The sequence below is a fragment of the Methylobacterium isbiliense genome (genome assembly GCF_022179325.1).
Taxonomy (GTDB): Bacteria; Pseudomonadota; Alphaproteobacteria; order Rhizobiales; family Beijerinckiaceae; genus Methylobacterium; species Methylobacterium isbiliense.
The window spans coordinates 1-12064 of sequence record NZ_BPQQ01000020.1; the positions used below are offsets into that span (position 1 = coordinate 1).

Here is a 12064-nt window from a genome sequence, read left to right on the forward strand (position 1 = left end):
CACCCCGTGGGGGCTGATCATGACGGTGCGTTGCATATAGGCCCTGTGGTTCTTGCCGCTCAATCCGGCGTACCGTGCATGCAGCGCTATATGCATCTTTATGCGTCCATGGGATCCTCCTTGGACAGTGCGGGATGCGCGGCGCAGCAAAGATGGAAAGCCGTACAGAATAGCGCCGCAATCTTCATGGCTGCCCCCAGATTCCTGATGCCGCTTTCCATTTTCCCCCGCCGGCTCATTGCAGCCATGTCAAAGGATGAAGTGGCGGATGCTTACGCTCGGCAAGCTTGCTGTTCTCCGGCCGCATCGCAAGAGGGATACCTCCGTTGAGGCGGAGCATATCACTTTTGATCCGCTCGGTGACGTTCCCGCAGGAACAGTGGATTGAGCTAGAGCTGTTCCCTGTCAGGTAGCGACAGCCAAGTCGTTCTCGTAACCGGCTGCAGTGAGGTAGTTGCGGCACTCCTGCGGGGTGAAGTGAGTGAAGACCTCCCGGATCGCCGCCCAGAGATCCGGGATCGTGCGGGCTGCCGCACTACGCAACAGCGCCTTGAGCTTTGCGAACACCTGCTCGATCGGATTGAAATCGGGACTGTAGGACGGGAGGTAGAGCATCCGCGCTCCCGCGGCCTCGATCGCCTCCCGCACGCCGGCGACCTTGTGAGCGGGCAGGTTGTCCATCACGACGATGTCACCGGGGTGCAGGACCGGCGTCAGGGTCTCGGCGACGTAGCTGCGGAAGCGCGTGCCGTTGGTAGGGCCGTCCAACAGCGCGATGGCGCATAGCCCGCTCGTGCGCAGGGCTGCCGTGACAGTTGTGGTTTTGTAATGTCCCTGCGGGGCTGCGAGCCGGCAGCGCTCGCCACGGGGAGCCCAGCCGTTGCGGCGTGCCATGTTGGTGGCCGTGGCCGTCTCGTCCAAGAGCACGAGCCGGTCCGGATCGAGGTCGGGCTGGGCCTCGAACCATGCCTCGCGCGCGGCCCTTACGTCCGCGCGCTCCTGCTCAGATGCATATGTCGCACCCTTTTCCAGGTGATCCGGTGCCGCTGGAAGAAGCGCGACAGACCACTCGTGCTGGTCTGCACGCCCTGCTCAGCCACGCGGTTGCGCAGCTCGCGCAGGAAGAGGCGCGGCTCCTGCTTGGAGGTTGCCAGGATCAGCTCGGCATGGGCCTCGATCCGCTGCGACGTGTGATCGCCGCCCATCGGCTTGGGCGCGAGTTGCCCCTCCTGGCGGAAGCGCTCCGACCAGCGGCTGGCGCTCGACACGCTGACCCCGAAGCGAGCCGCGGCGCGATGGCAGGAGGCCCCCGCCGCGACGGCAGCGACCACACGCTCGCGCAGATCCACACACGAGGAGGTTGAAGAGCAGGTGGATGAGCACGGCAAGCACTGCCAAGCCTGCGATCACCAGTATCAGCCACAACCCCGCCGCTCGATCGCGCCTCCGCACAGACACAGACCTCTCGCCGAAGTGTCAGAAGCCGGCATGCGCTTGGACGGGGAGGGCGCCGGTCGTGGGGGGAGGGCAAGATCAAGAGCTCGCCATAGCAGGATGACGTGGCCGCAATCACCATGCCCACGAAGAAGGTTGAATGGCCGAGTCGGTATTCAGGTCAATGTCGAATCGGCTCGCCTCACTCACATGAACGTCGTTCTGGATCCCCGAGTCGGGATCGTGCAATCGTCGCTTATGGAACGACCTGACGAAGATGAATCCAGAACCAGATGGTCAGAGTGTTGTAGAATGACAGAGTGACATCGCCGCTGGACCTGCCACCATCATGAGATCTCATCGTCCAGATGGAACAGCGAGCGGAGCGAGCCTGTGCGGAGCGGAGCGAAGCACAGGATGAAGCAGATCTGCCGATCACCTCGCGTACCGCGTCAGTGACGGTTGGATCAATCCCGGTCATCTCTCGGCCTCGCTCCGCTCGGCCGAGGCTTCGCCGTCTCGTTTTTACAATCTAGTTTCGTCATCCTGATCGAGACTCTGCCGGGTGTTCGGAGGGTACAGTTCACCCTGCCGGGGCGAACTGTCGATCGATCTCAGGATCTGCCTGGCGTCCCGGAGCGATACACCCGATCAGCACACCTTGCGGTCAGGACAGGCCGTACGTGTTGCCCTGTTACGTGCTCGTTCACTCGACCGTGAGGTCGATACGGCGGCGACCACCCCCAGCCGATCAGGGAACTCGGGGGCGACGCGCTGGTCATATGCCAGCATCTTGGTCCCGCGGGGACCTTCGTTTGATGATCAAGCCAGGCACCCCGGCCTCTCTCTAGGCCGACGAGACGGTGGACTGTGCGGAGCCGCCACAAGCCCCGGGGATCGGACCCGGCTTCTATGTGCATGACGAGCGGGATTGTGGGATCCCTGCACTACTTATGCACGTGGTCCGCTCAGCCTGATTCATGTGATCCTGATTGTAGGTCGAGTTGCGCAGGATGCCGCGGAACGTGGGCGTCGACCAACGCGGGGCGCCTAAGGGCGTGGGGATGCCGCGGCGATTGAGGTGCAGGGCCAACTGCAGCAGCCAAGCGTCCGGCTCGCGGTACATGGCGAACAGCTCGGCCACGACGGTGGCCTCGGCCGGTTCGATCACGACCCCTGTGAGATCGCGCGGCAGATCTGGGCTGAGGCGGTAGCCGTAGGGCGCGTAGGTCCAGGGCAGCAGCACCCCGGCGCGCAGCTAGGCCAGCCGCCCGCGACGCATGCGCTCGGCGATCAGCGTGCGTTCGTACTCGGCGACAGCACCGCGGATCTGGAGCAGCAGGTGATCGTGCGGATCGTCGCTCATGGGTCGGTCCAAGAAGACGGCGACGCAGCCGGCACGCGCCCACTCTTCCAAGAGGACCATCGGGTCACGTAGTTGCGCGCCAAGCGATCGGGCGCGGTGACGAGCACGCGATCGACCTCACGAGCCTTGACGGCATCGCGCAGGCGATCAAGCCCCGAGCGGCGCCGCTGTAGCCGTCGGCCCGGAACACGTGCGCAGGATCGAGGTGCCAGCCCGCGTTAGCGTGCGCCGCACGTGGGCGATCAGACGCTCAACCTGCTGCTCAAGGGTCTGGTGCTCGACCTGATGGCTGGTCGAGACGCGGGCGTAGAGAGCTACGCGCATGGGCCGCCTCCGGCAGGTTCGATCTCGGCGTCCCGGCCGAGGCGGATGACACCGTCGCCCACTGCAGGAGGAGCTGATAGGCCCGGTCGCAGCACTGCTGATCGGTGGCGGTCGGTACGCCGCTGCGCCGAACATGCCACGGGCGCTCGCGCGACATGCTCTCCTCCCCGGTGATTGACCTCACCGGGAACCTGGAGCCGGCCTCTGCTGGGCCGCGGACCGCGCCGCCAACTCGGCACGAGCTGTACTGTTCGCGTCAGCCAGATCTTGTCATTTGCGATAAGGCCATCGAGGCTACCTTCTGCCGCCTCAACGACTTCTGCCGGATCGCCACCAGCTACGACAAGCTCGCCCCCAACTACGCCTCAGCTCTCGCTCTGGCCGCCGTGACCGCCTACTGGTGCTGATCGGGTCCAAATCCTAGGGGTTCGGCTGGGATTTCCTTCCAGCAGTGATTCGTACTAGCGCTCCTTCTGGCGAAATGTGCGACATAGAACGGGTTAAATCCCGAAATATCGCCATCTTTGGTTCTCCGAAGTACCCTGCATACAGATTTGCATACGACTCGACAGCGCTGGCGGCCAGTCTCCGTAATGTGTAGACAGTCTGACCCTTTTTCTTCGTCCTTGTAAACTGCACACCGGAAACACGGCTGCAGCCAAACAGAAACTCGCTCAAATGAGTATGTGCATTAGGGACTCGAGGAAGGCGGATTGTATCGAGCAACTTTTCAAGATCTTTTACTAAATCGCGTGCCTTGAATGCTGCATCGAGGCCTTCATCAACGTAATCACTCAGATAGTCACTCAGTTGAGTGTCGATTTTTGCGATGTAATCGAGATCGCTCTTTATCGCAAACACCTTCTCTTTCATTCTCCTGACGCATCTCCTGAGTTGTCTTTGGTTTATAGCGGCGCGCACTTGGACGTTACCTTCGAGGTTCAGAATCAGCAGCGAAAGTTCATTATCCACTTCCCTCCGCGCCGCATCAGGGAAGCCAAGCGCCCTGAGTTCGGCCCAGCCCGGATCCGTCAAGCGAACAACGAAGTCCGATGCGCAATCACCGGGCCATTCCGCCGTTGGATCGCGAACTTCAAACGCTCGCGCTTTAGTCATGGCCGCTGTCTCCACGTTCCAATCTGAAGTCACGCTAAGGTTATTACCCACGCCTGTGTCGTCGGGCTCAGGCGCGGATGGTTTTGAGGATGGTGGCGAAGGTGTCGGCGCCCGAGAGGCGAGCGGTGTCGACGACCGTGCGCACGTCCGCCTCCCCCCCGCGGCCGCCCACATGGCCTGGTAGCCGTTCGTCACCTTCCGCTGCACCACCGCCGGGCGCAGCGCGCGCTCACACCCGTTGTTGGTGACCTCCACGCGACCGGGATGGTCGAGGAAGACCAGGAGCTGGTCGCGAGCCCGGCCGATCTTGGCTTGCAGAGCGCGGGTCAGGTCGCACCGGCTCGGCGCGGACAGGATCTCCGCCAGCCGCCGCTCCAGCGCCCGGCGCTTGGCCGAGAGGGTCGAGGCGGCCAGATCGGAGACGCGCTCGGCCAGGCTGAACACGGACCCGAGCCACAGCTGCAGGCGCAGCGGCACGGGGTCGTCGCTGACCTCGACCGCGTAGGCGACGACGCGCGCCAGATGCGCCAGGCAGGTCTGGTGATGCTCGCCGTGCCCCTGCTGGGCGGTGTAGCGATCCGACAGCCACACCGCGGGCCGGTGCCCGTCCATCATCGCGTGCACGACGCAGGCAGCCCGCGTCGGGGCGGCGTGATGAACGACCGCCGCGTCCGAGCGGAAGACCCAGTGGTACGAGGTGCTGCCCTCGATGCGCACACCGGTCTCGTCCGAGGCGACCACCGCGGCCCGGCGCAGCGCCGAGACCGCGGCTTCACGGCCTTCCACGAACCGGCCCTGCGCACGCCGCAACAGGTTCATCAGCCCGCCCTGGCTCAGGGTGAGCCCGAACAGGTCGGCCACCACCGCTTGCAGCCGCTCGTAGGACAGGGCCTGGAAGGTCTTCAGGTAGGTCGCCACCGCGTGCAGCCGCGGGCCGAACGGCGTGCGGGCCGCCGCCTGCGGCACTGGGGCAACAACGCGGGTGCCGCAGGACGGGCAACGCACCGCGAGCCGCTGATGCTGAGTGACGATCGGCGCCACCGCGGGCAGCTCGACCTGCTCGCACACGCTGACGATCTCGGCCGGCAGGTCCGCAGCCAAGGCACCTCCGCAGCAAGGGCACTGACCCAGGCGGTGGGCGACGACCTCGTCAAGATCGGGGCTGAGCGTCCGGCTGTGGCCCTCGTGACCCGGCTTGGCGCCGCCGGGCTTGGCCTGCTCGCGCCGCTCCTTGCGATCGGTGGAAGGCGGCTTGGACGAGGTGCGCGAGGTCTTCTCCGGGCGCTGCAGCCGCCGCACCGGCTCGATCAGCTCCTCTTTGCTCAAACGCTCAAGATCGCTGCGGCCCATCTCACGAGGGAATCAGCGAAATCAGCTCTCGGCAAGAGGCGCCGCGAGCGCCCCGGATCGGCTCCTCGCCGGCGTCACGCCGCGACCGAGCCCACTCCCTGAGTAATTGCACGCTAAGAGAGGGCGAGGAGCAGCTCTACTGCCACGTCGCCTTTCCCAGCTCGTTCTTGAGAGTACGTCAACCAACTCGTCAGGGTATGCCTGAAATCGGACAGCCACAACGGAAAGCACGCGACGGCCTTTTGGCGTCGCAAGATTTGCGCTGACAGGGGTTCAGCGTCCCGCATACCAGCGCTGTGCGTCGCGTCGTCAGGAAAGCGAGACGCTGCGCTTCGGTCGGAGCACGGCTGTGCAGCCGGATCCGGAATTCGTGAGTATTTGCTTTCCGAACATGTCATCAGAAAGATGATCACAATGCAGTATATCTCAGTTCCTGTGATTGGTCCGGACATCAAAAATCCGGAAGTGCTAGATGAGGCAATTTCGTATCAGACTGCCCAAATACCGAAGATCATGCCTGCACTAAAAGAGAAAATTCCGGACCTCGCAGACAGACTTCCCCGGTACAAACGAGATCTGATCTATCTGTCAGAAGTTTCGCAATCACAAGAGGATATCAATTTCTGCATAGCCCTGGCTCTGAGGATGAATTTTGGTGTTTGGCTGGAGCACGACGCACTCTCGATGTCAACACCCGTCAACTCTATCCTCATGAGACGGGCAGCTGATCTGGTCCGATGCTGCGACAGTCGTCACTTGGATCTCCATCCGATACTGAAAACCTATCTCGTCTAGCCAAAATTCGAAACTAGAGAGTTGGTAATAGGAGAATTAACATGCAGCGCAAAACCATCTTGGTCGACACAAGCATGACGGTAGCTGATTTCATTGAGGATCTCAAGAAGGAGCAATCCCAAGGCGACCTCGTATCGATAGTTAACATTAGTTTCTGCTCAGGCGGTATTGTGCGTGGCACTGTACTCGGCGAAACCGATCCAGAAGCAGTGAAGAATGAGATCAAACATTTGCTTGAAATGATCGATGAATACGTCAATGAACGTCAGCCGATCTCCAATGATCCCTGAGATGAAACCGGGCGAGTAGCCTATTCTGTCTCGGACAGGGCCGACCACTCGAGCGACAGTTAGCTGAGTTCGCACTTAACCGGGCGGTCGGACCTGTTAAATCAAGTGCAAGTTTGGTTTCCGGGCAGGCGTGAGTAGCCTCAACTTCCCATCGGCAGGCACCGAAGTACGCGATTGCGGTACCGCCTGCGCTCAGAAAACTTTGCGTTATCGAACCGATGTACCCGTTTGTCTTCCACGTGGAGACCGCGGAGCGTCCGCTCCAGAGCGATTGCGGCATGACAACTCCCGTGTTGAAGCTGAAGATCGCACTCAATCCACATCTCATCGACAAGAACGAGGCCGGCAACGCAAGCCTCTTCGCTCACGGCTTCGAGAACGTCGAGGTCACCGTCGACGAGTTCACCGCTGCGGTCACGCAGCTCGGCTGGGCCTATTGCGCGCAGCTCAAAGGTTCCCGCAAGGGGAGCAACTTCCAGGGCTGCAACATCGCCTCCGTCGATGTGGACCACGGCATGACGGTCGAGGAGGCGCTCGCCAACCCCTTCGTCCGGCAGAATGCCCTCCTACTCTACACGACGAAGCGGCACAGCCCGGAAGCCCACCGCTTCCGCATCGTCTTCCCCCTCCCCGAGGACGTCACCTGTTCTCGCCGGATGAAGGCGATCAGCAGTGGTCTGGCGCGGCGCCTCGGCGGCGACATGGCCGCGACCGACCCCACCCGGATCAGCTTCGGCAACACCGAGGCGGAGGTGCACCCCATCGATGGTGTGGTCAGCCCCGAACTGCTGCGCGAGTTGATCGCCGACGCCGCCCTGCCCGAGAACACCGATCTCCCGACCAGCGAGATCGTCAGCCGCCGCTCGTTCGTCACGCTTCCTCGTGATCAGGAGCTGCGGCTGGCCGACGGGCGGCGGATGCTGCTGTGTGACGCCCCGCCGAAGTCAGTCGTGCACTGTCCCGTCCACCCGGACGAGAACGCGAGCGCCTTCGTCCTTCAGAACCGTCACGGCATATCGGGCGTGTTCTGCTCGACCTGTAGGAAGACCTACTGGCCCGATGACCAGCGGCAGGACGAGTACGACCCCGACGATTTCGTCAGCGCGGCGCGGGCCGTCGCAGCTGCCGCCGGGGCCGCTCGGCCCGGGACGGACGCATCACCCAGCCAGGACGTGCTCACCCGTGAGCGCCTCACCGGGTGCCGGGTTCATTTCGCCTCCGGGCGGCCGGCTCCCCCTGAGCCGCTGCCCGGCATCACGCTCGCGCGGAGCAAGAAGGGCAGCGGCAAGACCGAAGCCGTGAAGTCGATGGCCGCGCGCGTGAAGACGATCCTGCTCTTGGGCCACCGGCGCACGCTCATCCGGGGCAGCTGCAGGCGGCTGGGCCTCGTCTGCTACCTCGACGCGACCGAGGCCGCCAAGCTCGGCAATCGCCCAAGCAGTCACGAAGCTTCTCTCGAGGACTTCCTGTGGGAGGATGAGGATGACAGCTGAGAAGAAGCCCAACTTAAATCGGCGGAGGCGTAAGATGCCCCGGCGGTTCGGGATCTGCCTCGACAGCCTGCCGCAGATCCACCTTCCGGACGAATTCGACCTCGTCGTCATCGACGAGTCCGAGCAGGTGTTCGCCCACCTCTTCTCCGACACGATCACCTCGCGCGGCAACCAGGAGCGCATCTACAAGATTCTGAGGCACGTGGTGCGACAGGCGAAGCACGTCGTCGCGCTCGATGCCGACATCGGATACTTGACCCACAACACCCTCGCCCGGATGGTCAGCCGGCAAGATGAGAACGGGAACTGGGTTCTGCAGAAGCCGATCCATCTCTGGGTCAACGAGACGCCCGCGGTCGACGGGGAGACCATCGAGCTCTACGCGAGCAAGAACCACCTCATCAACGACCTGCTGCAGGCCGTCGCGGAGGGCAAGCGCTGCTTCGTCACTGCGAACTCGAAGGGGCTGATCGTCAAGCTCGAGGCCGTGATCCGTAAGCAGTTCGGCGACAGCAGGCGGCTCATCACCATCACGGCCGACACCGGTTCGCGGGCCGAGGTGCAGGACTTCGTGGCGAACGCCGCCGAGCGGGCCGCCACCTACGACGTCATCCTTTGCTCGCCCTCGCTCGGCACCGGGGTGGACATCACCTTCCCCGACAACGCCAAGTTGGTGGATGCCGTGTTCGGCTTCTGCGAGCCGGGGATCAACACCCACCTCGACTTCGACCAGCAGCTCGCCCGCGTGCGTCACCCCGGCGTCGTCAAGATCTATATCACGCCCCGCCGCTTCAACTTCGAAACGCACCCCGACGTGGTGCGGCACGACATCCTGCAGGCCGGGCTCTACAAGGACATACTGGATGACTTCGACGACGACGGCAAGCCACGCTTCTTCGAGGACGATCCGCTGATCGAGATGGCGGTCATCCTGAAGTCGGCCGAGCGCGCCTCGAAGAACAACCTGCGCGGCAACTACGTCCGCTACAAGCAGGCGCAGAACTGCACGATCATTCACGTCGGCAAGAACCTCGACCGCAGCATCGACGGCTATTCGGCCCTGAAGCACGGGGAGGTTCTGGCCAGCGAGGAACTCGAGGCCCGGATCACGGGCGCGTCCGTCCTGCCGCGGCCTGAGTTCGAGGAGGTCCGCAAGGCTCTCGAGGCGGGCACCGTCGTCAGCGAGGCCACTCGCAACGCCTACGATCGCACGCGCCTGGAGCTGTTCTACCGCGCCGAGGCCTCGCCCGAGCTGGTCAGTTTCGATCGCAATGGCAGGGGCCGACGGGAGGTCCGCCGGTTCCAAGAGGTCACCCGCCTCCCGCCGGAGGCCGTGCCGGCCGACCCGCTCGAGCCGCTGCACCGCGATCTGAGCTTCATCGGCGACGAGCGGCAGGACCTCGCCCCGGCCCTCGTGCGGCTTCTGCGGCTGACGCCGGTGTGGCGGGAGCAACGGCACGATCCGCTCGCCATGGATGCGAGCGTGGGCAAGGCGGGCCGGCTGGCCCCGCACGCCGAGGCGTTCGAACTGGTGCCGGAGGGACGCGTCGCGGGATCGTTCGACGCCGAGGCGGTGCTCGACACCCGCGACCTCCAGGCCTTCGCGCGCTTCATGATCGACAACAAGGGGCCGCTGGAGGCCCTGCTCGGCTGCGAGGTGCGCTCGGACGTCCTGAGGAAGCCGGCGCAGCAGCTGGGGCAGGTGCTCGGCCTGCTGGGGCTCGCCCTCACCAAGGCCGGAAGCCTGAAGATCGCGGGTAGGAAGATCCGCCGCTACCGGCTCGAGGCGACCACCCTGTCCGCGATGGAGGGGATCGCGGACCGTCGGGCGCGGAAGAAGGGCTGGGCATTCCTGGTCGACCGCTACGGGCCGCATATGGATCCCGAGGAAGCCGAGGAGTGGAGCGAGGCCGAGAGGGAGATCGAGCGCGCCGCCGAACTCGCGCGGGGCCAACGTGGGACATCACAGGACGAGGGGAAAATGATCTCCATAGAAAGCCCCCAGTTGTCCCCGCCGCGAGAGGTCGAGGATCGGGGGCCGGGAGGGGAGGTACGCACGCTGCCGAACAGCGAGGCCGCGGCCGGAGACCCCATCCAACCGGTCGCGGCAACCCGTCTTGGTCCTCCATTGCCGGAGGCAGGGGAGGGGGCCGGTGCCGATCCTGCCCCAGTGCCTGCCCTGGACGGCACGGGTAAGCCCCATCGGCCTCGCGCCGGCCGTCGTCCCGCCTCGCGCTGACGGGCGGTCCCCGATGCGCCGCAGACCTCCCACTCGCGACGACGGCCTCTTCCCGTCGGAGGCGGAGATCGCGCGGCGGCTGAGCCAGAGCCCGCGGGAGTGGGCTGCCAAGGCCAAGGTGCTGGAGCGTGACGGACTGCCACGCATCGACCCCCTGATGGGCGGACGCTTCTGGCCGGCGGTCCGCGCGTACTTCCTGGCGCGGTACGGTCTCTCCGGTGCCGAGGCGCTCGCGCCCGACGGCCCGGAGAACCTCGATGCCCTTTGACCTCGATGCGCCGGGCCTGAAGCTCCGGCCCAACCCCGGCGGCGGGTCCCGGCCATACTGGGTCGCGACCCACAAGGCCGTGAAGGCCGGCTTCCGCCCGTCGGTGTTCCGCTTACCCTACTCCCCCGATGACCCGGCCCACCGACCGCTGATCGAGGCGGCCTGCCAGAAGCTGCAGGCCGAGATGCGCGCCTACATGGCCGGCAGCCGCCGCGAGCAGGCGCGCTTCGACGGCACCATCCTGAGCCTGTCCCGCCGCTACCAGACCGACCCGGCCAGCCCCTTCCAGCGGCTCAAGCACAACAGCCGCCGCGCGGACACCTACGTGCTGCGGCTGCTCGAGAAGTCCGTCGGCAACCGCCAGATCCTGGCGGTGAAGATCGGCGACGTGCAGCGCTGGTACGACGTCGCGCGGCGTCCCGCCACGCCTGGCGGACGGGAAAGGATCCGGCGTGCCTGGGGCTTGGTGAAGAAGCTGCGCGAGCTGTGCGCCTACGGCGTCATGGCCGAGCTGCCGGGCTGCGAGCGCCTCTACACCGTCCTGCGGCATGCCCGCTTCGCCCAGCCGCCCCGCCGGCGGGTGGTGATGCAGCTCTCCCACGTCGAGGCCTTCATCCCCCAGGCCATCGCCATGGGTCGCCTCTCGCTGGCGCTGGGCACCGCCCTCCAGTTCGAGACCGCCATGCGGCAGCGGGACGTGATCGGCGAGTGGGAGCCGCTCCCCGACGGCAAGCCGGTATCACCGGGTGGGTTCGTCCTGAACGGCCGGCGCTGGGGGAGGGGACTGACCTGGGAGGACCTCTCGGCCGACCTCGTGATCCGCAAGGCCACCACCAAGACCGGCGCCTTCGCCGCCCACGACCTGCGGCTCTGCCCGCTGGTGATGGACCTGCTGGACCGGATCCCGCCGGAGCGGCGGTCGGGTCCGCTGATCATCGACGAGGTTGCCGGTCGGCCCTACGCCGAGTCGGCCTACGGGCGGGAGTGGCGGGTGGTGGCGCGCGCGGCCGGGTTGCCGGGGCAGGTGTGGAACATGGACGCGCGGGCGGGCGCAATCACGGAGGCGGAGGACGCGGGCGCGGACCTCGACCACATCCGCTCGGCGGCGGCTCACGCGCAGACCGCGACGACGCAGCGCTACTCGCGCGGCGCGCTGGGCAAGTCACGGCGGGTGGCCGAGTTGCGGCTGGCGCACCGAGCGGCTCAGGGTGGAACGTGAGGGGAGGGGATCTGGGCTATTTCGTGCCCATCGCTCCGGTGAACAGGGCTGACGCGACTTGCATACCGCCGCTCCTGACCCGTTCCAGACCTAGGTCGTGTCCCCAGGCGTGGTGTAGCTGCGGCGTGGCCACCGAGGTCACCGGGCGAAGCCGGGACGATCAGGCTGCC

9 protein-coding genes and 3 pseudogenes are annotated in these 12064 nt (G+C 65.1%); 6 read left to right on the forward strand and 6 right to left on the reverse strand.

Annotation, left to right across the window (positions count from 1 at the left end):
• Positions 1–405 precede the first annotated feature (405 nt).
• The 4 genes and pseudogenes from MFF61_RS09425 to MFF61_RS09445 all read right to left on the reverse strand — a co-directional run bounded on the left by MFF61_RS09425 (position 406) and on the right by MFF61_RS09445 (position 3124).
• Positions 406–1349 (reverse strand): IS630 family transposase gene (locus MFF61_RS09425; protein ID WP_238234844.1). Its coding sequence is split into 2 segments (ribosomal slippage): positions 406–1028 and positions 1028–1349, totalling 945 coding nucleotides; the frame shifts between segments, so codons are not numbered across the junction.
• 995 nt (positions 1350–2344) lie between these two features.
• Positions 2345–2680 carry a recombinase family protein gene (locus MFF61_RS09430; protein ID WP_238234845.1) on the reverse strand — a complete coding sequence of 112 codons (336 nt, stop codon included), beginning with the start codon at positions 2678–2680 and terminating at the stop codon, positions 2345–2347.
• 12 nt (positions 2681–2692) lie between these two features.
• A pseudogene (locus tag MFF61_RS33980) lies at positions 2693–3012 on the reverse strand (recombinase family protein).
• Positions 2948–3124 carry a hypothetical protein gene (locus MFF61_RS09445; protein WP_238234847.1) on the reverse strand — a complete coding sequence of 59 codons (177 nt, stop codon included), beginning with the start codon at positions 3122–3124 and terminating at the stop codon, positions 2948–2950. Before MFF61_RS09445 ends, MFF61_RS33980 begins: the two are co-directional and overlap by 65 nt.
• A gap of 287 nt (positions 3125–3411) precedes the next feature.
• Here MFF61_RS09445 and MFF61_RS09450 point away from each other — a divergent pair.
• Positions 3412–3531: pseudogene (locus MFF61_RS09450) on the forward strand (IS5/IS1182 family transposase); the annotation flags it as partial.
• Positions 3532–3544: 13 nt separating this feature from the next.
• Here MFF61_RS09450 and MFF61_RS09455 read toward each other — a convergent pair.
• Positions 3545–4240 (reverse strand): hypothetical protein, encoded by a 696-nt coding sequence (locus MFF61_RS09455; RefSeq protein ID WP_238234848.1) that lies wholly within the window; start codon positions 4238–4240, stop codon positions 3545–3547.
• A 67-nt stretch (positions 4241–4307) separates the two neighbouring features.
• A pseudogene (gene tnpC, locus MFF61_RS09460) lies at positions 4308–5590 on the reverse strand (IS66 family transposase).
• An 836-nt stretch (positions 5591–6426) separates the two neighbouring features.
• Here tnpC and MFF61_RS09465 point away from each other — a divergent pair.
• The 5 genes from MFF61_RS09465 to MFF61_RS09485 all read left to right on the forward strand — a co-directional run bounded on the left by MFF61_RS09465 (position 6427) and on the right by MFF61_RS09485 (position 11894).
• Positions 6427–6675: a hypothetical protein gene (locus MFF61_RS09465; RefSeq protein WP_238234849.1), complete on the forward strand. Its 249-nt coding sequence runs from the start codon at positions 6427–6429 to the stop codon at positions 6673–6675.
• Between the two features lie 293 nt (positions 6676–6968).
• Positions 6969–8168 carry a hypothetical protein gene (locus tag MFF61_RS09470; protein ID WP_238234850.1) on the forward strand — a complete coding sequence of 400 codons (1200 nt, stop codon included), beginning with the start codon at positions 6969–6971 and terminating at the stop codon, positions 8166–8168.
• Positions 8158–10407 carry a plasmid replication protein, CyRepA1 family gene (locus MFF61_RS09475; protein WP_306423386.1) on the forward strand — a complete coding sequence of 750 codons (2250 nt, stop codon included), beginning with the start codon at positions 8158–8160 and terminating at the stop codon, positions 10405–10407. The genes MFF61_RS09470 and MFF61_RS09475 overlap by 11 nt, the downstream gene beginning before the upstream one ends.
• 13 nt (positions 10408–10420) lie before the next feature.
• Positions 10421–10675, forward strand: a complete 255-nt coding sequence (locus MFF61_RS09480) for a hypothetical protein (RefSeq protein WP_238234852.1) — start codon at positions 10421–10423, stop codon at positions 10673–10675.
• Positions 10665–11894, forward strand: coding sequence for an integrase (locus MFF61_RS09485; RefSeq protein WP_238234853.1), 1230 nt, complete (start codon positions 10665–10667; stop codon positions 11892–11894). The genes MFF61_RS09480 and MFF61_RS09485 overlap by 11 nt, the downstream gene beginning before the upstream one ends.
• Positions 11895–12064: the final 170 nt, after the last annotated feature.